The 21,627-nt window shown below is 70.9% G+C and carries 20 protein-coding genes; 10 read left to right on the forward strand and 10 right to left on the reverse strand.

The genetic code is table 11. The features are described from left to right. The first annotated feature begins 51 nt into the window (after nt 1-51). Nucleotides 52-933, forward strand: a complete 882-nt coding sequence (locus LL239_RS03200; RefSeq protein WP_228162006.1) for an N-acetylglucosamine-6-phosphate deacetylase — start codon at nt 52-54, stop codon at nt 931-933. Nucleotides 934-961: 28 nt separating this feature from the next. Here the strand turns inward: LL239_RS03200 and LL239_RS03205 are convergent, their stop codons facing one another. The 4 genes from LL239_RS03205 to LL239_RS03220 are packed head-to-tail and all read right to left on the reverse strand — an operon-like array spanning nt 962 to nt 4,837. Continuing rightward, nucleotides 962-2,149, reverse strand: a complete 1,188-nt coding sequence (locus tag LL239_RS03205; protein WP_228162007.1) for a hypothetical protein — start codon at nt 2,147-2,149, stop codon at nt 962-964. Next, nucleotides 2,142-2,843, reverse strand: coding sequence for an HAD hydrolase-like protein (locus tag LL239_RS03210; protein WP_228162008.1), 702 nt, complete (start codon nt 2,841-2,843; stop codon nt 2,142-2,144). The genes LL239_RS03205 and LL239_RS03210 overlap by 8 nt, the downstream gene beginning before the upstream one ends. Before the next feature lie 47 nt (nt 2,844-2,890). Then, on the reverse strand, nt 2,891-3,586 hold the full coding sequence (gene nucS / locus LL239_RS03215) for an endonuclease NucS (RefSeq protein ID WP_228162009.1): 696 nt from the start codon (nt 3,584-3,586) through the stop codon (nt 2,891-2,893). A gap of 9 nt (nt 3,587-3,595) precedes the next feature. Continuing rightward, entirely contained in the window at nt 3,596-4,837 is a 1,242-nt protein-coding gene (locus LL239_RS03220) for an MFS transporter (RefSeq protein WP_228162010.1), read from the reverse strand. A 76-nt stretch (nt 4,838-4,913) separates the two neighbouring features. Here LL239_RS03220 and LL239_RS03225 point away from each other — a divergent pair, with 76 nt between their 5' ends. From LL239_RS03225 to mnhG, 7 genes are all read left to right on the forward strand, one after another. Further along, complete coding sequence (locus LL239_RS03225) at nt 4,914-5,963, forward strand: LacI family DNA-binding transcriptional regulator (RefSeq protein WP_228162011.1); 1,050 nt, start codon at nt 4,914-4,916, stop codon at nt 5,961-5,963. Nucleotides 5,964-6,059: 96 nt separating this feature from the next. Then, nucleotides 6,060-8,990 carry a Na+/H+ antiporter subunit A gene (locus LL239_RS03230; protein ID WP_228162012.1) on the forward strand — a complete coding sequence of 977 codons (2,931 nt, stop codon included), beginning with the start codon at nt 6,060-6,062 and terminating at the stop codon, nt 8,988-8,990. Further along, complete coding sequence (locus tag LL239_RS03235) at nt 8,987-9,622, forward strand: Na(+)/H(+) antiporter subunit C (protein WP_228162013.1); 636 nt, start codon at nt 8,987-8,989, stop codon at nt 9,620-9,622. The genes LL239_RS03230 and LL239_RS03235 overlap by 4 nt, the downstream gene beginning before the upstream one ends. After that, a complete protein-coding gene (locus LL239_RS03240) occupies nt 9,619-11,175 on the forward strand; it encodes a Na+/H+ antiporter subunit D (RefSeq protein WP_228162014.1) in 1,557 nt (518 codons plus the stop codon). The genes LL239_RS03235 and LL239_RS03240 overlap by 4 nt, the downstream gene beginning before the upstream one ends. Beyond that, entirely contained in the window at nt 11,172-11,786 is a 615-nt protein-coding gene (locus tag LL239_RS03245; RefSeq protein ID WP_228162015.1) for a Na+/H+ antiporter subunit E, read from the forward strand. Before LL239_RS03240 ends, LL239_RS03245 begins: the two co-directional genes overlap by 4 nt. Further along, a complete protein-coding gene (locus tag LL239_RS03250; RefSeq protein WP_228162016.1) occupies nt 11,783-12,049 on the forward strand; it encodes a monovalent cation/H+ antiporter complex subunit F in 267 nt (88 codons plus the stop codon). Before LL239_RS03245 ends, LL239_RS03250 begins: the two co-directional genes overlap by 4 nt. 2 nt (nt 12,050-12,051) lie before the next feature. After that, the gene (gene mnhG / locus LL239_RS03255; RefSeq protein ID WP_228162319.1) at nt 12,052-12,426 is read left to right on the forward strand and encodes a monovalent cation/H(+) antiporter subunit G; all 375 of its coding nucleotides are present in this window, start codon (nt 12,052-12,054) and stop codon (nt 12,424-12,426) included. 162 nt (nt 12,427-12,588) lie between these two features. Here mnhG and LL239_RS03260 read toward each other — a convergent pair whose 3' ends face one another. The 6 genes from LL239_RS03260 to argG form a co-directional block, all read right to left on the reverse strand. Beyond that, nucleotides 12,589-14,550, reverse strand: coding sequence for an MDR family MFS transporter (locus LL239_RS03260; RefSeq protein WP_228162320.1), 1,962 nt, complete (start codon nt 14,548-14,550; stop codon nt 12,589-12,591). Between the two features lie 192 nt (nt 14,551-14,742). Beyond that, nucleotides 14,743-15,285, reverse strand: a complete 543-nt coding sequence (locus tag LL239_RS03265) for an SRPBCC family protein (RefSeq protein ID WP_228162017.1) — start codon at nt 15,283-15,285, stop codon at nt 14,743-14,745. A gap of 48 nt (nt 15,286-15,333) precedes the next feature. Then, on the reverse strand, nt 15,334-17,229 hold the full coding sequence (locus LL239_RS03270; RefSeq protein WP_228162018.1) for a YhgE/Pip domain-containing protein: 1,896 nt from the start codon (nt 17,227-17,229) through the stop codon (nt 15,334-15,336). Further along, on the reverse strand, nt 17,226-17,840 hold the full coding sequence (locus LL239_RS03275) for a hypothetical protein (RefSeq protein ID WP_228162019.1): 615 nt from the start codon (nt 17,838-17,840) through the stop codon (nt 17,226-17,228). The genes LL239_RS03270 and LL239_RS03275 overlap by 4 nt, the downstream gene beginning before the upstream one ends. Further along, nucleotides 17,837-18,445, reverse strand: coding sequence for a TetR/AcrR family transcriptional regulator (locus LL239_RS03280; protein ID WP_228162020.1), 609 nt, complete (start codon nt 18,443-18,445; stop codon nt 17,837-17,839). Before LL239_RS03280 ends, LL239_RS03275 begins: the two co-directional genes overlap by 4 nt. Before the next feature lie 204 nt (nt 18,446-18,649). Next, nucleotides 18,650-20,092, reverse strand: a complete 1,443-nt coding sequence (argG, locus tag LL239_RS03285; RefSeq protein WP_228162021.1) for an argininosuccinate synthase — start codon at nt 20,090-20,092, stop codon at nt 18,650-18,652. On the opposite strand from argG, the gene LL239_RS03290 reads away from it, so the two are divergent. After that, on the forward strand, nt 20,091-20,246 hold the full coding sequence (locus tag LL239_RS03290) for a hypothetical protein (RefSeq protein ID WP_228162022.1): 156 nt from the start codon (nt 20,091-20,093) through the stop codon (nt 20,244-20,246). The two genes, argG and LL239_RS03290, sit on opposite strands and share 2 nt — an antisense overlap. 94 nt (nt 20,247-20,340) lie before the next feature. Then, nucleotides 20,341-21,627 carry an adenylosuccinate synthase gene (locus LL239_RS03295; RefSeq protein WP_228162023.1) on the forward strand — a complete coding sequence of 429 codons (1,287 nt, stop codon included), beginning with the start codon at nt 20,341-20,343 and terminating at the stop codon, nt 21,625-21,627.

The raw sequence follows: 21,627 nt of genomic DNA on the forward strand, positions 1-21,627 counted from the left end.
CCGAGGTGTTCCGCCGCGGTGTCGCGGCAGCGGCGCAGGACAATGGAGTCGATGGATCTGCACTGCCACGGCGCCCTGGGCCATTCCTTCGACGACGCGGACGCCGCCGGAGTCGCGGCCGCCGTCGCCTTCCACCGCGCGCACGGCAGCAGCGCGGTCATGCTCAGCCTCGTCAGCGCGTCGATCGAACGGTTGGCCGACCGGATGACGGAACTCCGGCGGATCCTGCCCGACATCCCCGGTGCGATGGGGGTGCACCTCGAGGGTCCGTTCCTCGCTCCAGGGCGGCGCGGGGCGCACGACGCCGGTGCTCTTGCCGCCCCCACCCCGGAAGCGGTCCGCACTCTGCTGGCGGCGGGGGATGGCATCCTGCGCCAGATCACCATCGCCCCCGAACTCCCCGGTGCGCTCGCCGCGGTACAGGCGTTCACCGAGGCCGGAGTCGTCGTCGCCGTGGGCCTTACCGAGGCGGACCATTCCACCGCGCTCGCCGCGTTCGACCGGGGCGCTCGGCTCCTGACGCACGCCTTCAACGCCATGCCCGGTCTCCACCATCGCGATCCGGGCCCGGTGGGTGCGGCGCTGGAGCGCGACGACGTCGTCCTCGAGCTCATCGCCGACGGCGTGCACGTGCATCCGGCCCTCATCCGCACGGTCTTCGCCGCCGCCCCGGGTCGCGTCGCATTGGTCACGGACGCCATCTCGGCCACGGGCCTCGGCGACGGTGTCTACGCCCTCGGCGATCTCGCCGTCGACGTGACCGGCGGCCGTCCCGTCCTGCGCGGGACCGACACGCTGGCGGGGTCGACGCTCACGCTCGACCGCGCCGTCGAGGTGTGCCTCCGGGCGGGGGTGCCCGACGCGGAGGTGCGTGCGGCGGTCAGCACCGTCCCGGCGCGTGTGCTGGCCGGAGGCTGGGCGACCCCGGGGTGAGTGCGGGCGTCGGTCGCCGTGCCCGGACTCAGGCGTCGGTCACGGCGTGCCAGGCGGCGCGGGCGGATGCCAGTGCCTGAAACGCGTCGCGGGCGGAACGCGCCGCGGCCAGTTCGCGTCGAGCCGCGTCGAGGCGCAACCGTTCGGCGATCGACGATCCGTCTGTGAAGGCCTCGGCCGAGGCGACGGCCGCTCGTGCGCACGCGAGGGTACCGGGGAGCGCGGCGCGGGCCGCCTCGAGCCGCCGGCGCGAGCTCGGGATGTCACCGAGCACCTCATCGCGGATCTCGCGGGCACGGGCCACGACCTCGATCGCCGCGCGCGGACGATAGGGGAGGTCGCCCGACGCGGCGCGCAGGTCGGCGGTCGCGGCGCGGAGCCGCTGGGCGGCGTCGGGCGCGACCTCGCCGTGTCGGGAGGTCACCAGCTCGAGGGCTGCGGCGATCTCCACGTCGGCCGCCGACACTTCGGCGTCGGCGTTCTCCGCCGCCTGGAGCACGAACCGGTGCGCGTCCTCGACCGCGCGGAACAGCCGTGCCGCGCGGCGCAGGGAGAGATGTGCCTCGGTCACCCGCTCGTCCGCGACCTCCGGGGTGTCGGCCGCGGCGGCCAGCGCCGCATCGGCGCGCGTGAGCGCCGCCCGTGCCTCGCGCTCGGCGCGGTCGGCATCCGTCCATTCGGTGTCGTCGAACCGTGCCCGGGACTCGCCGACCAGACGCGCGGGGTCTCCGGCGGTCCGGGCGATCTCCTCACGGCGCGCGCGAGCTGCGGCGATGCGACCGGCGACGCTCCCGTGTGTGCGGGTCCACGCGTCCAGGTCCGACCGGGTCTCCTCGACGGAGGCGATGCGGCGCTCGATGTCGTCGCGCAACCGGACGGCGTCGGCCCGGCGCTGAGCCGGCAGCCGCGAGGAGGTCGTCAGGGCGGCGACCTCGGCGAAGCCGCGGTCGCGTCCGCGCAGCGCGGCAGCCCGTGCGCGCCGCAGTTCCATCGGCGCATCGTCGGCGTCGGCCGCCTCGAACGCGACATCGAGCGCGGTGGCGGCATCATCGAGGCGCTGCAGGGCCGCCTCGGCGGCGGCGCGCGCCTCGGACGCGGCGGCCACCGCGCGCGGCGACCTCCGGCGGGCGCGCACCACGAGCGTCACCACTCCGGCGATCACCAGCGCCGCCAGCAGGACGATCGACGCGGGAAGCGCCCAGGCGATGTCAGACACCGTCGGGGGAACCGGCGTCCTCATCGGGCACGAGCAGGAGAGCGCGCAGCTCGGCTGCGGTCTCGACCGCGGCCTGGGCGCCGTCGGCCTCGTGCGGCCAGCTGAAGCCCCAGCGGACGAAGATCACCGGCACACCGGCATCCGCCCCGCCCTCGACGTCGTGGTGTCGATCGCCGATGAGGACGGGCCGCGAGGTGTCGTAGCCGCGGACCTCCAGTCGGCGCAGCGCCTCGCGCACGATGTCGGACTTCGCACTCAGGGTGCGCTCGTCGGGGCTCGCGCCGACGATGGCCTCGAGGTCGGGGGCGAGGCCGAAGTGATCCATGAGGGCCACGACCTGCACCTCCGGCTTGGAGCTCGCGGTCGACTGCGGGACGCCCGCCGCGTGGAGGTCGCGCAGGATGTCGGCGACACCGGGGTACAGCTCGGCGCTCACGGTGTAGCCCTCGCTCTTGTTCAGGCCCCGGTAGAACGCGACCGCTTCGGTCGCCTGGTCGGGCGTCATCCCGACGTTGACCTGGAACGACTCGAACATGGGCGGGCCGATCCAGTGCGACAGCTCCGCGCGCGTCGGCGGCCGCAGCCCGAAGTGCTCGAGGGTGATGGTGAGACGGCGGAGGATGCCCTCGGACGCGTCGACGAGGGTTCCGTCGACGTCCCAGAGGACGCACGACCAGGGGGAGCGCACGGGCATGGGCTCCACGCTACCGGCCACGTCGCGGGCCGAGCCGCCGCCGGCCGTCAGAACAGCCGCGGAGCCCCGGACTCGATGCCCTTCATCTCGTCGTAGTCGAGCGTGAGGCAGCGGATGCCGCGATCGGTCGCGAGCACGCGAGCCTGCGGCTTGATCTCCTGTGCGGCGAAGATGCCGCTGACGGGGGCGAGCAGCGGGTCGCGGTTGAGCAGCTCGAGATACCGGGTGAGCTGTTCGACGCCGTCGATGTCGCCGCGTCGCTTGACCTCGATGGCGATCGTGCCGCCGTTGTCATCGCGCAGCAGCAGGTCCACGGGGCCGATGGCCGTGGGGTACTCGCGGCGGACGAGGGTCAGGCCCTCGCCGACGACCGAGACCTGCTCCGCCAGCAGTCGCTGCAGGTCCGCCTCGACGCCGTCCTTGATGAGACCCGGGTCGACGCCGAGATCGTGCGCGGTGTCGTGGAGCACTTCGTAGATCTTGACCACGAGCGCGTCGCCGGACTTCTTGTGCGTCACGCGCCACTGCTCGGTGACGCCGACGCTCGCGGCATCCTCGTCGGGCTCCTCGACCGTGAGCGTGCACGGCGGGCTCATCCAGTTCAGCGGCTTGTACGACCCGCCGTCGGAGTGCACGAGCAGCGACCCGTCGCCCTTGTGCACGAGCAGACGCGTGGCCAGGGGCAGGTGGGCGTTCAGTCGACCGGTGTAGTCGACGGAGCAGCGGGCGATGACGAGACGCACCCGACGAGCCTAATCGCGCCGGCCCGACTTCTCGTCCTCGGGAGTCGGGACGGGGAGGGGCTTCGCCGCCCCGGAGAAGAGCCCGGATGCCACGATCAACCCGACCACGATGAACAGCGTGTTCAGCAGCCCGATGTGGTCGCCGATCCAGCCCAGGACCGGCGGGCCGCACAGGAAGGCGACGTAGCCGATGGTCGCGGCGGCCGCCACACGAGATGCCGCCTTGGCGGGGTCGTCGGCGGCGGCCGACATGCCGATGGGGAATCCGAGGGAGGCCCCCAGGCCCCACAGGGCGGCGCCGATGTACACGAGCGGTCCGAACGGCGCGACGATGAACAGCACCAGGCCCGCGGCGGCGGTGACGGCGAGGATGCGCAGCACCCACACCCGGCCGAAGCGGTCGACGACGGGACCGCCGATGAGACGCCCCACCGTCATGGCGACCGAGAACACCGCGAGCACCGCGGGTCCGGCCTCTTCGGGGGCGCCGTGTCCGAAGACGACCGCCGACGGCAGCCAGTCGTTGGCACTGCCCTCGGCGAAGGCCATGCCGAGCATGATGACGCCGAGGGTGTAGGTGCGCGGCTCGCGCCACGCGGCGAGCGAGGCGCGCAGCCGCTCGCGCCAGTGCGCCCGTTCCTGTGCGGGTGGGGCGTCCATCGCGATCTCGCGGGACGGCACGTTCGCGACGGAGACGAACGCCACCGCCGCGATCACGACGCCCATGGCGACGCAGTGGGCCAGGACGGGCACTCCCTCGCGGACGGCGAGGAAGCCGATGCCCGCGCCGATGACGGTGCCGAAGCTGAAGAACGCGTGCAGGAGCGGCATGACGGTGCGGCCGGTCGCCTTCTCGAGGGCCGCGCCCTCGACGTTCATCATCACGTCGACGGAGCCGTTGCCGAAGCCGAAGAGCGCGAGGCCGACGAGGGCGACGCCGAACACCTGCAATGTGTCCGAACCGAACCCGATGATGACGACGCCCACGGCGACGCTGACGAGCGAGGCGAGCATGCCGCGTCGGGCGCCGAGCCGCGCCATGATGGCGGGTGCGATCGTCAGCCCGATGATGGATGCCACGCCCATACCGAGCAGCAGCAGTCCGACTCCGGAGTTCTCGATGCCGAGCGATTCGCGGATGGCGGGGACGCGCGAGGCCCAGGTCGCGATGCTCAGCCCGCTCGCGAGGAAGATCGCGCAGATCGCGATGTACCAGCGCACCAGGCGCGACCGGGTGAGGGTGGAGTCCATGCCGCCACAGTAACCAGGATCGCAGCGCGGATCGAATCGATTCGAGAGGCGAGCCTCCGCGATGTACGATCGGGTGGTGAGCACGCGCCGCGCCACCATCAGCGACGTCGCCCGCGAAGCGGGCGTCTCCGCGTCGACGGCATCCGTCGTGTTCAGCGGCAAGACCCCGACGTCCGAGGCGACACGGGCGCGCGTCCTGGCCGCCGCCGAGAAGCTCGGCTACACCGGGCCCGACCCGCGCGCCGCCTCGCTCCGGCGTGGCCGCTCGGGGATCGTCGGCGTCGTCTTCGACCAGCACCTCGGCACTGCCTTCCTCGACCCCGTGACGACGCACATGATGGACGGTCTCGCCGACGGCGTCTCCCGGCTCGGCGCCGCGCTGCTGCTGTTGCGGGACGACGGCGAGACGATCAGCGAGCCGTCCCTGCACACCGCCCCGATCGACGCCGCCGTGCTCATCGGGTGCAGCCCGCGCATGCGCGACTCCCTCGAGATCGTCCGGGCGCGTGGCATCCCGGTCGTCGTCGTCGAGGGCGACGCCGGAGAGGGGATCCCCCGCGTGCTGCTCGACAACGCCGAGGCGCAGCGCGAGGCGGCGCGCCACGTCTTCGACCTCGGTCATCGCGACGTCGTGATCGTCACGTTGCCGGTCGATATCGCACGACGTCGCGGCTGGATCACGGACGACGCGTCGGTGCGCGTCGACGTCACCCGCGACCGCCTGGCCGGCGCGCGACAGGTCTTCCCGGATGCCCCCGCTCTCGCCGCCGCGGGCAGCTCGATCGACGAGGGCGCGATCGCGGGCCGCACGATCTTCGCCGATCCCTCGCGCCGACCCACCGCGGTGATCGCGCAGAGCGACCTGCTGGCGGCCGGAATCATCCGCGCCGCCGAGGAGGCGGGTCTTCGGGTGCCGGGGGAGGTGAGCGTCACGGGCTTCGACGGAGTCGTCGTGGACGGCCTCGCGCCGCACGTCCTCACGACGCTCGTGCAGCCGGCGACCGCGAAGGGGCGCGCGGCCGGCGAAGCGGTGGCCGCGATGCTCGAGGGGGCGACGCCCGCCGGGCTCGACCTGACATCCGCCTTCCGCGAGGGCACGACGACCGCTCCGCCGCGTAGCACATGACCATCGGGGGCGCGGGTCGACGAATGCTCCCGGTAGAATAGACCGGACACCCCGAGAGCCCGGGCATTCGCCCGTCGACCCCGAGGAGGCCCCACCTTGCTGGCATTCCTCGGTGCGTTCGCCCTGATCCCGATCCTGCTTCCCTTCCTGGTCGCGCGGTTCGGTGCTCGTGCCTTCTACGCGGCAGCCCTCCTGCCGGCGCTCGCTTTCGCCCACGCGCTCGTGCTCGCCCCGGCCGTCCTGTCCGGCGCCATTCCCTTCGAGGAATACGTCTGGATCCCCGGTCTCGGCGTCTCGCTGTCGATGCGGATGGACGTCCTCGGGTGGCTCCTGACGTTGGTCGTCACCGGCGTCGGCGCGCTCGTCATGCTGTACTGCCGCTGGTACTTCCGCGGCAAGACGCACGGAGTGGGGCAGTTCTCCGCCGTGCTCCTGGCGTTCGCGGGAGCGATGTACGGTCTCGTGCTCACCGACGACGTGGTCGTGCTGATCATGCTGTGGGAGGTCACGAGCGTCCTGTCGTACCTGCTCATCGGGTACTACCACGGCCGCGCCGCCAGCCGCCGCGCCGCCCTCCAGGCGCTGCTGGTGACCACGCTCGGCGGGCTGGTCATGCTGATCGGCGTGGTGCTGCTCGTCGTGCAGGCGGACACCACGAGCCTGTCGTCGATCCTCGCCGAGCCGCCGACCGGTCCCGTCGTCGACGTGGCGGTCCTGCTGCTGCTCGTCGGCGCCCTGAGCAAGTCGGCGATCTTCCCCTTCCACTTCTGGCTCCCCGGTGCCATGGCGGCCCCGACGCCGGTGAGCGCGTACCTGCACGCCGCGGCGATGGTCAAGGCGGGCATCTACCTGATCGCGCGGCTCGCCCCCGGATTCGCCGACACCCCGTTCTGGCGACCGACGCTCATCGCCCTCGGTGTCTTCACGATGCTCCTCGGCGGATTCCAGGCCCTGCGCGAGCGCGACCTCAAACGCATCCTCGCCTTCGGCACGGTGAGCCAGCTCGGGTTCCTGACGGTGATGCTGGGCTACGGGACGAGGGATGCCGCCCTCGCCGGTGTCGCCCTGCTGCTGAGCCACGCGCTGTTCAAGTCGTGCCTCTTCCTCGTCGTCGGCGTCATCGACCGGCAGCTGTCCACGCGCGACATCGGTGAGCTCTCGGGCCTCGGACGCCAGGCCCCGGTCATGGCCACGGCCTCCTTCCTCGCCATCGCCTCGATGGCGGGTGTCATCCCGACGCTGGGTTTCGTCGCGAAGGAGACGGCGCTGACAGCGCTGTGGCACGAGGCCTCAGCGGGCGCGGGGTGGGGCGTCGTCGCGCTGGTGGGCGTCGTCGCCGGCTCGTCGTTGACGGCGGCGTACGGCATCCGGTTCCTCTGGGGGGCCTTCTGGACCAAGCGCTCCGTCGAGCGGACCGAGTGGCCCGACCCCCCGATCGGGTTCCTGGCCTCGCCCGTGCTGCTGGCCGCCGCCTCGCTCGTGCTCGGCTTCCTCGCGCCGATCGTCGACATGTGGCTCGCCCCGTACGCCGACACCGTGCCCGAGGCCACCGCGGGCGTGCCGGCGCCCGAGTATCCGTACCACCTCGCCCTGTGGCACGGTCTCGAGCCCGCCCTCTTCCTCTCGCTGGCGACCCTCGCGCTGGGCGCCGGCATCTTCTGGCTCGTGCGCCGCACACAGCTCCACCGCCGCGGGCGACTGCTGCCGTTCACGGCCAACGACGTCTACAACCTCTCGCTCCGCGGAGTGGATCGCGCATCGGAGTGGACGACGGCGCGCTTCCAGCGCGGCTCTCTGCCCTTCTACGTCGGCACGATCTTCATCGTGCTGGTCGTCGCCGAGGGCACGGCGCTGCTCGCCTCCGACCAGTGGCGCGCCCAGCTGGACGCCTGGCAGTCACCCGCGCAACTGATCTCGGCTCCGATCATGATCGCCGCCGGCGTCCTGGCCGTGCGCGCCCGCAAACGCTTCACGGGTGTGGCGCTGGTGTCGGTGACCGGGCTGGGCATGGTGGTGCTCTTCGGCACGAGCGGTGCCCCCGACCTGGCGCTCACGCAAGTGCTCATCGAGACGATCACGCTCGTCGCGTTCGCCCTCGTGCTGCGGCGCCTCCCGGCCCGCATGGGCGAGCACAACGCCTCTGTCGCGCCCCTCGCCCGGGCCGCCCTCGGCGTCGGCGTCGGGCTCACGATGGCCCTGGTCGCCGTCGTCGCCACGGGTGCGCGTCAGGAGCTTCCCATCTCGCTCGAGTGGCCGGCTCTCGCCTACGAGATCGGGCACGGCCGCAACGTCGTCAACGTCGCACTGGTCGACCTCCGCGGTTGGGACACCATGGGCGAGCTGTCGGTGCTCATCCTCGCGGCCACCGGCGTGGCATCCCTCGTCTTCATCACCGACCGCAGCGACAACCTCGCCCGCCGCTCCGGCACCGCCCGCAGCCGCGTGGGCCTCGGACGCCGCCGTCCGCTGGTCGAGACCGACAGCGGTGTGCGGGCGCAGCGTGCCGGCGAGACCGACGCTCCGCGCGCCTGGCTGGTCTCGGGGGCCAAGGTCCAGCCCGAGAACCGGTCGATCATGATGGAGATCATCATCCGGGTGCTCTTCCACGCCATCATGATCGTCTCGCTGTACCTGCTGTTCGCCGGTCACAACCTTCCCGGCGGTGGTTTCGCGGGTGGTCTGGTCGCGGGCATGGCCCTGGTGATGCGCTACATCGCCGGCGGTCGATGGGAGCTGGGCGCCGCCGCGCCCACCGATGCCGGACGCCTCCTGGGCGCGGGCATGTCCATCGCGGTGCTGTGCGCGGTCGTCCCCGTGTTCTTCGGCTTCGCCCCCCTGCAGAGCTTCACGTTCGAGGGGGATCTCCCGCTCATCGGACACTGGGAGTTCGTCACCAGCACGATCTTCGACATCGGCGTCTACCTCGTCGTCATCGGTCTCGTGCTCGACGTCCTCCGCAGCCTCGGTGCCGAGGTCGACCGGCAGTCCAAGGACGCCGCCGACACCGAGGTGGTGACGACACCGTGACCGTCTCGTTCGTCCTCATCGTCGTCATGGCGGTGCTCTTCGCGTGCGGCGTGTACGCGATGCTCGAGCGGAGCCTCACCCGCGTGCTGATCGGCTTCCTCCTGCTGGGGAACGCCGCGAACCTGCTGCTGCTGATCGTCATGGGGCAGCCGCGGGTCGCGCCGTTCTACGACGGGCAGACCGACTCCGCCGACATGTCCGACGCGCTGCCGCAGGCCCTCGCGCTGACGGCCATCGTGATCACCTTCGGCATCTCGGCGTTCCTGCTGGCCCTCATCTACCGCTCCTGGCAGCTGGGTCAGGCCGACACCGTCATCGACGACGCCGAGGACATCGCCATCCGCTCGCGCACGGCGGCAGAACCCGAGGATGCCATCGACGACGAGTCGCGCTCCGACGACGACGACGTCACGACCGACTTCGTCGGGGACGTGGTCTCCCCGATCCGGGTACTCCAGCAGGGCGACATCTCTCACCTGGTGGATGACGCTCCCGTCGACCGCGTAGCCGTGGGCCGTGGCCGGCCGCAGGGGGACACGCGCCGCCCGGAGGGCGAGCCGCGCTCCGCGGACGAGGGCGCGGGCGGCACCGAGCCCGACGCCCGCGACCCCGAGGACGGTGATCGCTCGTGAGCGCCCTGGTTCCCCTGCTCGTCGGCATCCCGCTCATCGGAGCGGCGATCAACCTCATCTTCGGCCGTCGCAAGAAGACCCAGATCATCGTGTCGGTGGCCGCCCTGACGACGGTGCTGGTGCTCGGCGCCGTCCTGCTCGTCGCCGTGGACACCGGCGGTCCGATCGCGGTGGCGGTCGCGGGATGGGACATCCCGCTCGGCATCGTGCTGTACGTCGACGTGCTCGCCGCGCTCCTCGTGGTGGTCACGAGCATCGTGCTGCTGGCCGTCCTGCTGTTCTCCATCGGGCAGGGCGCGGCCGACAACGACGAGGACACCCCCGTCTCGATCTTCTATCCCGCCTATCTCATCCTGGGCGCGGGCATCTTCAACGCCTTCATCGCCGGCGACCTGTTCAACCTCTACGTGGGGTTCGAGATCCTGCTCGTCGCCTCCTACGTGCTCATCACGCTCGGGAGCACCGAATCGCGCATCCGTACGGGCGTCGTCTACATCGTCGTATCGCTGGTGTCGTCGATCCTGTTCCTCGCGGCCATCGCGATGGTCTACGGCGCCCTCGGCACCGTGAACATGGTGCAGATCAGCGAGCGGATGGCACAGCTCCCGCAGGACACCCAGACGATCCTGCACCTCATGCTGCTGCTCGCGTTCGCGATCAAGGCGGCGGTCTTCCCGTTGTCGTTCTGGCTCCCGGACTCGTACCCGACCGCGCCGGCCCCGGTCACCGCCGTCTTCGCGGGCCTGCTGACCAAGGTCGGCGTCTACGCGATCATCCGCACCGAGACGCAGCTCTTCGTCGACAACGACCTGAACTTCCTGCTGATGATGGTGGCTCTGGCGACGATGATCGTCGGCATCCTCGGTGCCGTCGCTCAGGCCGAGCTCAAGCGCATCCTGTCGTTCACGCTCGTCAGCCACGTCGGATACATGGTGTTCGGCCTGGCGATCAACACCCCGTTGGCGGTGGGCGCGACGATCTACTACATCGTCCACCACATCATCGTGCAGACGACCCTGTTCCTCGCCGTCGGCCTCATCGAGCGCCGCGCCGGGAGCACCTCGATCCTGAAGGTGAAGGGCATCATGCGCGCGGCGCCGGTGCTGGCGGTGCTGTACTTCCTGCCCGCCATCAACCTCGGTGGTCTGCCGCCGTTCTCGGGTTTCATCGGCAAGTACGCCCTGTTCGACGCCGCCGCCCAGGTGGGCACGCCGGTGATGATGGTGATGATCGTCGGCGGGATCGCGACCTCGATCCTCACCCTCTACGCCCTCATGCGGGCATGGAACCTCTCGTTCTGGCGCGAGGAGAACGACTCGACCGAGACGCTCGAGCGCATCGCCTACCTCGGCAACGCGCCCGCCGCAGCGATCTCGACCGAGCGGCGCACGATCCCCCGCATCATGACGGCCGCGACCGCGGGGATGGTGGTCGTCACCGTCGCGCTGACCGTGTTCGCCGGCCCCCTGCTCGATGTGTGCCTGCGCGCGGGCGAGCGCATCGCCGAAGGCATCACACTGGTGCAGTTGCAGGACGAGGGAGGGGAGCAGTGAGCCCGTCGCGTCGGTCGCAGGTCCGCTTCTTCCTGCACCAGCTGCCCTTCTTCGTGATCCTGGTCGCCCTGTGGATGCTGCTGTGGGGCCAGTTCACCTGGCTGGCTTTGATCACGGGACTCGTCGCCGCGGTGTTCGTCACGCGCGTGTTCCGGCTGCCACCGGTCGACCTGTCCGGACGTCTGAATCTCTGGTACGGCCTCGTCTTCGTCGTGACGTTCCTCGGCGCCGTCGTGCGCGGTTCGCTCGTCGTGGCCTGGCAGGTGCTGGATTTCCGGCGTCCGCCGGGAGCGGCGATCATCGCCGTCCCCCTGCGCGTGGACGACGACGTCATCATGGCGCACACGGCGGTCACGGCATCCCTGATCCCCGGCTCCCTCATCGTCGACGTCGACCGCGAGGGACGCACGCTCTTCCTCCACACGATCGGTGTGCGCAGCGACGAGGATGCCGAGCACCACCGCCGCGTCGTGCTCGGCTGGGAGGCTCGCATCACGCGGGCCGTCGGCTCGCGCGCCCAGCTCGCCGACCTGCGGCGACGGATCGCCGAGGCCGACGACCATGCCCACCACGGGGCGGCCTCGCCCCGCGACGGACGGACACCGCTATGAGCGCCCTCGTCGTCGTCATCCTCGTCGTCTTCGCCGTCGCCGCGGTGCTGGCGCTCATCCGGCTCGTCATCGGCCCGTCGATCCTCGACCGGGCCGTCGCGGCCGACGTCCTGCTCACCGAGGTGCTCTGCATCCTGGGCGCCGACATGGCGATCAACCACCACACCCGGTCGCTCCCCGCGATGCTCGTCATCGCCGCGGTCGGCGTCTTCGGTTCGATTGCCGTCGCCCGGTTCGTCGCGCGGAAGGAGAACCCCCGGTGACCCTGGAATCCGTGCTCGACGTCGTCGCGCTGGTCCTCGTGCTGATCGGTGCGGTGCTGTGTCTGACCGCCACGATCGGCCTGGTGCGCTGGCCAGACGTCCCCTCACGCCTGCACGCCGCCACCAAGCCGCAGGTTCTCGGCGTGCTGCTGATCGTCACCGCCGTGGTGCTGTCGCTGCGCACGTGGGAGGCGCTGGCCTTCGGCATCCCGATCGTCCTCATCCAGTTCGCGACCGCGCCGCTTGCCGCGCACATGGTGGGGCGTGCCGCGTACCGCAACCGCACGATGGACGAGGACGGACTCTACGTCGACGAGCTGCAGCACCGCACCGAGGACGGCGGCTCGATCTCGCTCCCGTCCCGCCCCGAGAACTGACGCCTGCAGCGCGGCCGCCCTGCGATGAACGCTCCCTGCACGGGGGCGCGCCGGCGCCGCACCCCACCACGCATAAACGCTCTCCACTCGCATAAACGCGGTGAGAGAGCGTTTATGCGAGCAGAAAGCGTTTATGCGTGCGGGGGCGACCCCGTGTCGGCGTCAGCCGAGCGCGATCGGCTCCGCGTGGCGCTGTGCGTCGGCGGACTCCTGCAGTGCCGACTTGGCGCGCAGCGGCGGCGTGCGGAAGAACAGCGTCAGCACGAAGGCGATCAGGGCGACGCCCATCCCCACCCAGTAGACGCTGGTGCTCGACTCGTTGAACGACACCAGCAGCGGCTTGGTCAGACGCGGGTCGGCACCGTTGAGGAACGACGTGTCATCCATGGTGCTGTCGTCGAACGACGACTCCGAGGACCCCGACATCCCCTCGATCACCTGGGGAACGGCCTCGTCGACGAACGCCCTGCGCTCCGCGGCATCCGAGAAGTCGAGCGTCACGGTGCCGTCGGCGGCGACGCGCGCCACGGGCAGCTGCTGCTGGATGGCGGCGCCGGCCTGCGCGATGGCCTGCTCCTGCGCGGCTTCGGTGGCCTGCTGCTGGGCCGCGGCGGGAAGGGTGCCGGCGGCGACCTGTTGTGCCACGGCGTCGGCGGCGGCGGTCTTGGCCTGCTCCACGCCGTCCTGTGCGCCGCTCAGCGCGCCGTCGGTCAGCTCTTCGACGAACGGGTCGTAGACCTTCGCCATGATGCCCGCGTTGGCGGGGGCGCTCGCGACGGTCGGGTCGAGGGCGGCGTCGAGGGCGTCGGTGAGAGTGCCTTGATCGCGGAAGTTGGTCTGCAGGTTCAGCGGGACGAGCGTGAACAGCAGCGACAGCAGCACGGCGGTGCCGAGCGTCCCGCCGATCTGGCGGAAGAAGGTGGATGCCGAGGTGGCCACGCCGATGTCTCGCGGGCCGACGGAGTTCTGCGAGGCGATCGTGAGGGTCTGCATCAGCTGACCGAGACCGAGACCGATCAGGAGCATCGCGCCGGCGATCATCCAGTACGACGTGTCGTACCGGATGAAGGTCAGCGTGAAGAAGCCGAGCGCCATGAAGGCCGTACCGATGGTCGGGAAGATGCGGTAGTGCCCGGTGCGGGAGATGATCTGGCCGCTCACGATCGAGGAGATCATGAGGCCCAGGATCATCGGCAGCAGCTGGAATCCGCTCTCGGTCGGGCTGGAGCCGAGCACGAGCTGCAGGTACAGCGGCAGCGTCAGCATCGCGCCGAACATGGCGAAGCCGACGAACACGCCGATGACGGTGGCCATCGAGAAGGTCGAGGACCGGAAGAGCTTCAGCGGGATGAGAGCGTCGTCCTTCATGCCGCGCTCGACCAGGACGAAGGCCAGGATGCCGAGCCCGCCGACGACGTAGCAGGCGATCGAGATCGGCGAGGTCCAGCCCCACTCGCGGCCCTGCTCGGCCACGAGAAGAAGCGGCACGAGGGCGATGATGACCGTCGCCGCACCGAACCAGTCGATGCGCACGGAGCCGTGCGGGTGGCGCGGGATGTGCAGGAACCGCACCACGATCGCCAGGGCGGCGAGGCCGATCGGCACGTTGATCAGGAACACCCAGCGCCATCCCGCGATGAAGAGGATCTCGTTCGCGCCGGCGAAGAGGCCGCCGACGAGCGGGCCGACGACCGACGAGATGCCGAAGACGGCGAGGAAGTAGCCCTGGTACTTGGCGCGCTCGCGGGGCGCGAGGATGTCGCCCATGATCGCGAGCGGCATCGACATCAGGCCACCCGCGCCGAGCCCCTGGATGGCGCGGAACGCCGAGAGCTCGATCATCGACGTCGAGAAGCTCGCGGCGACCGACCCGAGGATGAAGATCGCGATCGCGATGATGAACAGCGGGCGGCGGCCGAAGATGTCGGAGAGCTTGCCGTAGATCGGCGTCGCGATCGTCGAGACGATCAGGTAGGCGGTCGTCACCCAGGCCTGCTGGCTGAGGCCGTTGAGGTCGTCACCGATCGTTCGGATGGCGGTTCCGACGACGGTCTGGTCGAGCGCGGACAGGAACATTCCCGCCATGAGCCCGAAGATGACGAACAGGATCTGTCGGTGGGTCATCACCGGGGTGCTTCGAGTGGTCGGGGTCGACACGGCGGCAGTGGTCACGTTTCCTCATCAAGGCGAGAAGGGCCGGAAGGGGCTGCGCGGGAGCGCGCGGCTGGGAGCGGGCGGGCGGATGCCCGGCACCGAAAAAGGTTGTCTTTTGTCAACTATAGGGGTGTTGATCCCCGCTCGCGCGCCGCGCGACTCTCAGATGTCGGCGTCGGCGGAGTCGTGCTCCGCCTGGGGGGATGCCTCGCCCTCGGACGGCTTCGGCGTGTGGGGGCGCGCCTCGAGCTCGCCGCGCTCGCGTTCCTCCCGCCGACCCTCGGCGAGGGCGGCGAGTCGGTTCAGGCACTCGTGGTTGCGCAGGGTCAGCAGCGGGCGCCACAGGATGCCGGGAAGCACCGCGGGCAGCCCCGAGACGGGCTCCTCCGAGATCGTCACGGCGATCCCGTCACCGTGCGGACGCACGTCGAACCGGATGACCCCGCGACCGAGAGGTCCGGCCTTGGGGCGCAGCCGGACGAGACGCGGAGGATCCCACTCCACCATCTCGGTCGTGTCGTGCACCATCACGGGCCACACTCCGAGCGAGTGGTGGATCAGCGCGCCCTCCTGCGGCCACTCCGGGTCCACGTCGCGCATCCGTGCCGCACCGACGACCCACACCGGGTACAGCCACCCGTCCGAGAGCACGGCGAACAGGTCGTCGGGCGTGCAGCGCATCAGGCGGGTGTTGCGGGCGGCCATGGCATCCCCTCGGGTCGTCGTGAACCGACCCTACGACGCGGCGCCGCGTCAGCCGATCAGGCTCGGCTGCAGGTCGCGGAGCGTGCGGTGATGCGTCATGCGCGTGACGCCGATCGCGGCGAGCACGACGCCGCCCGCGAGCCACGCGCCCAGCACCAGCAGATCGGGGCCGACGCGGCCGAGGTCTCCTCCGTACATGACCTGGCGCATGGCATCTACGACGTATCCCATCGGCAGCACGTGGTGCAGCGCGGCCAGCGGTGCGGGCAGCGTCTGCCACGGGAACGTCCCTCCCGCCGTGACCAACTGCAGCACCATCAGCACGAGCCCCAGGAACTGCCCGACCGATCCGAGCCACACGTTGAGCGCCAGCACGATCGCCGCGTACGTCGCCGAGGCGAACAGCAGGATGCCGAGCGCGGCCAGCGGGTTGGCGAACGAGAACTGCAGGGCGACGGCGAGCACGGTGAACAGCCCGACCATCTGGACGGCGCCGAGCCCGGCAGGGGTGAGCCAGCCCGCGAGGGTGACGCGGACGGGGGAGCGCAGGGCCGTCACGGCGCGCTTGGACACCGGCTTCACGATGAGGAACAGGGCGTAGATGCCGATCCAGCCCGCGAGCGCGGCGAAGAAGGGCGCGAGCCCCGCGCCGTAGTTCTGCGCCTTGGTGACCGAGCTCGACCCGACGTTCACCGGATCGGAGATCGTGTCGGCCTGGGCCTGCCGCGTCTGATCGTCGGAGTCGGGGATCTGATCCACACCCGACGCGAGGCCGTCGCGCAGAGTCGTGGCGCCCTCTGAGAGCTGCCCGATTCCGCTGTCGAGCCGGCCCGCTCCGTCGCGCACCTGCGCGGCGCCCGAGGCGGCGGTGGCCGCGCCCTCGGCGAGGGTCGCGGCTCCGTCCGCGGCCGTGGAGGCTCCGGATGCCACGGCGGCGCTGCCCTCGGCCACCTGACGCGCTCCGTCGTCGAGCGTGTCGATCTGTGCGACGGTGTCCTGCACGCGGGTGTTCGCGGCCTCGAGGCGCTCGCCCACCGGGTCGAGGCGCGACAGGATCCGATCGATCTGCTCCGGCGTGAGCCCGGCGTCGGCGAGGGCCTTCGCGATGTCGGCGCGCGCTTGCGGCAGTTGGGCGGCGGCGTCCCCGGCGATCGTGCCCACCTGCCGGGCCGCCGCGTCGATGCGGTCGACGCCGCCGGCGACCTGTTCGGCGCCGTCGGCGACGCGCGCCGAGCCATCGCGCAACTCGGCCGTGCCGTCGCGCAGCTGCGCGGCACCGCCCGAGAGCTGAGCAGTGCCGTCGGCGAGCTGCGTCGACCCGTCGACCAGCTGCGCCGAGCCCGACTTCGCCGTGCCGAGGCCGTCCACGAGCTGCGTCGCCCCGCTCGTGGCATCCACGAGGTTCACGCGGACGGTGTGCAGCGCGTCGAGCAGGGTGAGCCCCGCCTCGTCGACGACCTTCTGCGCCACCGAGGCCTGGATGCGCGCGACAGCCTGCGAGCCGATGGTGGACGCGAGGTAGTTGTTGGCGTCGTTGGTGCGCAGCTCGATCGAGGCCTGCCGCGGGGAGTCGCTCGAGAGCGAGGCGACGGCGTCGCTGAAGTCGGCGGGCACCGTCACGACGAAGTCGAAGTCGCCGCGCTCGAGGCCGGTCGCGGCCTGATCGTCATCGACGCGGTGCCACTCGAACGTGTCGCCGTCCAGCAGCTGGTCGGCGGCTTCGTCGCCGAGGTTGCGCTGCGCGCCGTTGATCTCGGCGCCCGTGTCGTCGACCACGAGCGCGACGGGGACGTGGGAGAGGTTGCCGTACGGATCCTGGTTCGCCCACAGGTACAGGCCGCCGTAGAGGATCGGCACGGCCAGGAGCGCGACGAGCGCGAGGACCGACATGCGGGTGGAAGTGAGGCGGCGCAGTTCTGCCGCGATCATCTGCGGGATCTTCACCGGGCGTCCTCCCGTTCGGTGGGGACCGCGGAGAGAGCCGTGCGCGAGGCCCGTCCCGCGATGACGAGCACCGCGTAGCCCCGCTCGGCGAACTCCTCGGCCGTCCGCCACCAGGCCGTGGGCTCGCCGCCGTGCCGGTCGGGCGCGACGAGCACGAGGCCCTCGACGCCCGGGCGGAGCGCGGCGAGCTCGAGCAACAGGCGGATCCGCTGCGCCGCCTCGACGTTTCCGATGGGGAGGGATGCCAGCGATGCGAGCCCGAGGCGTTCGAGCCAGCGTTGCGCGGCGAACGGCGTGGGCGCGTGCCCGGCGAACATGAGCTCCTCGGCGACCACACCCGCGACCGTGACGTTCGGCTCCGGCTCCGAGACGATCGGGGCGTCGACGAGGGCGACGCGGCGTCGGATCGCGCCGGCGTCCGTACGTCCGTCGATCGTGACCGATCCGCCGTCGATCTTCATGCGGCCCGAGGCGATGAGACCCAGCACCGTGGGGCGCTGCTCGGTCTCGGCCACGGCGAGGGTCGCCCGCCCGGTTTCGTACGAGGTGGAGGTCTCGGGCAGGGCGCGCTGCGCACGTCTCTTCGCGACCGCGTCGAGGACGATCCTCATTGTGCCTCCAGGTCGGGGTGCTGGGCGATCAGGTCGCGCGCCTCGGTCCACGACATGCCGGCGATGCCCAGCACGGCGGTCACGGCGATGGCCCGTGCGCTCGTCGACTCGGCATCGACCCGGGCGATCACCATGCGGCCGGTCTCTTCGAGCAAGCGCGCGAGGGTGGGCGCGGGGAGGTCGGTGCGCAATTCCCCCGCCGCCTGTCCGCGACGGACGATCGCGTCGATGCGGCGGCGCAGGGGGGCCAGCGCCGCGGAGGTCTCGGACAGATGCGCGTCGTCGAGGGCGAGTGCGGCCGCGGCCTGAACGTGCGCCGCCTCGCGCCACAGCTCGGACGCCAGGCGGGCGAGCGCGAGGCGGGAGTCGGGATCGTCGATGCGGTCGGCGATGGCGTTGAAGCGGGTCGCGCCGGCGGCGATCACCTCGCGGACGATCGCGTTGCGGTCGTCGAAGTGGCCGTACAGTGCGCGGCGCGACAGGCCGGCGCGGGCCGCGATCTCGGCGATCGAGGCGTGGGGATCGTGGCCGATCGCGGCGGTGGCGGCATCGACGATGCCGATCCGGTTCTCAACGGCGTCGCGTCGACGGGCGGGCGTACTCACGGTCCCCCAGTGTACGCCCGAACTTGCACTCTCGTGTGCAAGTTCTTGCGGCCTCGATGAGTGCCCACTTCACGCGAAGCGGCCGAGACCATCCGCTATGGCGCCCCAACGGGTGCGCGCGGCCAGATCGCGTGATCCGGCGCCGCGCGGAGCGCAGCGCGACGCGGACCCGGAGCGCGACGCGACCCGGAGCGCGCGGAGCGGTCAGTCGGTGCCGGTGTCGAACGCGGCGGCCTCGCCCGCGGCATCCGTCGCCTCGGCCAGACGCTCGGCCGCGGCGCCCAGGGGGGCGGCCGGCTCGATGATCTCGCGGGCGCCCCCGGCGGCCACGTCGCCGACGAGCTCGCCGGTTGGACCGCCGATGAGGCCCAGGCCCGCGTACTGCTCGAGGCGCGCGCGCGAGTCGGCGATGTCGAGGTTGCGCATGGTGAGCTGACCGATGCGGTCGACGGGACCGAACGCGGCGTCGCCCACGCGCTCCATCGAGAGCTTCTCGGGCGAGTACGACATCCCGGATGCCACGGTGTCGAGGATCGTGTAGTCCTCGCCGCGGCGCAGGCGGAGGGTCACGGAGCCCGTGATGGTGGAACCGACCCACTTCTGGATCGACTCGCGCAGCATGAGGGACTGCGGCTCGAGCCAGCGGCCCTCGTACATCAGGCGCCCGAGGCGACGGCCCTGCTCGTGGTACGTGGCCAGGGTGTCCTCGTTGAGGATGCTGTTGACCAGGCGCTCGTAGGTGATGAACAGCAGCGCCATTCCGGGGGCCTCGTAGATGCCGCGGGACTTCGCCTCGATGATGCGGTTCTCGATCTGGTCGCTCATGCCGAGACCGTGGCGCCCGCCGATGGCGTTCGCCTCGCGGACCAGGGCCACCGGGTCATCGAAACGCTGACCGTTGATGGAGACCGGTCGGCCGGCCTCGAACGCGACCGTGACGTCTTCCGTCTCGATCTCGACCGCGGGGTCCCAGAACCGGACGCCCATGATGGGCTCGACCGTCTCGAGCGAGACGTCGAGGTGCTCGAGCGTCTTCGCCTCGTGCGTGGCGCCCCAGATGTTGGCATCCGTCGAGTACGCCTTCTCGGCGCTGTCGCGGTAGGGGAAGTCGTGCGCGACGAGCCACTCGCTCATCTCTTTGCGCCCGCCGAGCTCGGTGACGAAGTCGGCGTCGAGCCACGGCTTGTAGATGCGCAGGGCCGGGTTGGCGAGCAGGCCGTAGCGGTAGAACCGCTCGATGTCGTTGCCCTTGTAGGTGGAGCCGTCGCCCCAGATGTCGACGCCGTCCTCCTTCATCGCGCGCACCAGCAGCGTGCCGGTGACGGCACGGCCGAGCGGGGTGGTGTTGAAGTAGGTGCGTCCGCCCGAGCGGATGTGGAATGCACCGCAGGCGAGGGCGACGAAGCCCTCTTCGACCAGCGCGGTCTTGCAGTCGACCAGCCGCGAGATCTCGGCGCCGTACTGGGTGGCGCGGCCCGGGATCGAGGCGATGTCGTCTTCGTCGTACTGCCCGAGGTCACCGGTGTAGGTGCAGGGCACGGCACCCTTGTCGCGCATCCACGCGACGGCCACCGAGGTGTCGAGACCACCCGAGAAGGCGATGCCGACGCGCTCGCCGACGGGAAGGGACTGCAGGACCTTGGACATGCGCTCGATTCTATTCGGGACGGATGCCGCGCCCCGCAACGGCGGGCCGACCGTCCCCGCGATCGGCGACGGCCACCGCAGCCGCTCGGGCCGGCCCGTGCCCCCGCCGACCGGTGGCCCGAGGGTGGGAGCGACCATCCGGCCGGAGTACTGAGCTCGCGAAGGGTGCGTGTGGACAACCCCGAAGGGCTGTGTCGGCCCGCTCGATAGGATGGGGTGTACCGCCGGATAACACGCGAGGAGCGCACATGCCCGGAATCGTGATCGTCGGCGTCCAGTGGGGCGACGAAGGCAAGGGCAAGGCCACCGACCTGCTCGGAGAACGCACCGACTGGGTGGTGAAGTTCAACGGCGGCAACAACGCCGGTCACACCGTCGTCATCGGCGACGAGAAGTATGCACTGCACCTCCTGCCCAGTGGCATCCTCTCGCCGGGCGTCACCCCCGTCATCGGCAACGGTGTCGTGGTCGACCTCGAGGTGCTCTTCAACGAGCTCGAGGCGCTCAACGCCCGCGGCCTCGACACGAGCCGCCTGAAGATCAGCGCGAACGCGCACATCATCACGCAGTACCACCGCACGCTCGACAAGGTCACCGAGCGCTTCCTCGGCAAGCGCATGATCGGCACCACCGGTCGGGGGATCGGCCCCGCGTACGCCGACAAGATCAACCGCGTCGGCATCCGCGTGCAAGACCTCTTCGACGAGAACATCCTGCGGCAGAAGGTCGAGGGCGCCCTCGACCAGAAGAACCACCTCCTGGTGAAGGTGTTCAACCGCCGCGCGATCACCGTCGACGAGATCGTCGAAGACCTGCTGGCCTACGCCGAACGCGTGCGGCCCATGGTCAGCGACACCTCGCTGCTGCTCAACGATGCCCTGGATGCCGGCGACGTCGTCGTCTTCGAGGGCGGCCAGGCCACGATGCTCGACGTCGACCACGGCACCTACCCGTTCGTGACCTCGTCGTCGGCCACGGCCGGCGGCGCCGCGACCGGATCGGGTGTCGGCCCCAACCGCCTCGACCGCATCGTCGGCATCGTGAAGGCGTACACGACCCGCGTCGGCTCGGGCCCTTTCCCGACCGAGCTGTTCGACGAGAGCGGTGACTGGCTGCGGTCGCGTGGCTTCGAGTTCGGAACGACCACGGGCCGCCCGCGTCGCGTCGGGTGGTACGACGCCCCGATCACGCGGTACGCCACGCGTATCAACGGCATCACCGACCTCGTGCTCACCAAGCTCGACATCCTCGGCGGTCTCGAGCAGATCCCCGTGTGCGTCGCGTACGACGTCGACGGCGAGCGGTTCGACGACCTGCCGGTGAACCAGACCGACTTCCACCACGCGAAGCCGATCTACGAGTACCTGCCGGGGTGGAGCGAAGACATCTCGACCGCGCGCACGTTCGACGAGCTGCCGCAGACGGCGCAGGACTACGTCCTCGCACTCGAGAAGATGAGCGGCACGCGCATCTCGGTCATCGGCGTGGGTCCCGCGCGCGATCAGGTCATCGTCCGACACGACCTGATCGACTGA

This window comes from Microbacterium testaceum (assembly GCF_020781835.1).
In the GTDB taxonomy this organism is placed as follows: domain Bacteria; phylum Actinomycetota; class Actinomycetes; order Actinomycetales; family Microbacteriaceae; genus Microbacterium; species Microbacterium testaceum_H.

Coding starts and splice junctions, on each gene's coding strand:
- LL239_RS03210 (WP_228162008.1), bottom strand. CDS start 2,843: ATGCCCGTGCGCTCCCCCTGGTCGTGCGTCCTCTGGGACGTCGACGGA.
- LL239_RS03295 (WP_228162023.1), top strand. CDS start 20,341: ATGCCCGGAATCGTGATCGTCGGCGTCCAGTGGGGCGACGAAGGCAAG.
- LL239_RS03200 (WP_228162006.1), top strand. CDS start 52: ATGGATCTGCACTGCCACGGCGCCCTGGGCCATTCCTTCGACGACGCG.
- LL239_RS03220 (WP_228162010.1), bottom strand. CDS start 4,837: ATGGACTCCACCCTCACCCGGTCGCGCCTGGTGCGCTGGTACATCGCG.
- LL239_RS03260 (WP_228162320.1), bottom strand. CDS start 14,550: ATGACCCACCGACAGATCCTGTTCGTCATCTTCGGGCTCATGGCGGGA.
- LL239_RS03265 (WP_228162017.1), bottom strand. CDS start 15,285: ATGGCCGCCCGCAACACCCGCCTGATGCGCTGCACGCCCGACGACCTG.
- LL239_RS03275 (WP_228162019.1), bottom strand. CDS start 17,840: ATGAGGATCGTCCTCGACGCGGTCGCGAAGAGACGTGCGCAGCGCGCC.
- LL239_RS03250 (WP_228162016.1), top strand. CDS start 11,783: ATGAGCGCCCTCGTCGTCGTCATCCTCGTCGTCTTCGCCGTCGCCGCG.
- LL239_RS03290 (WP_228162022.1), top strand. CDS start 20,091: ATGCGCTCGATTCTATTCGGGACGGATGCCGCGCCCCGCAACGGCGGG.
- argG (WP_228162021.1), bottom strand. CDS start 20,092: ATGTCCAAGGTCCTGCAGTCCCTTCCCGTCGGCGAGCGCGTCGGCATC.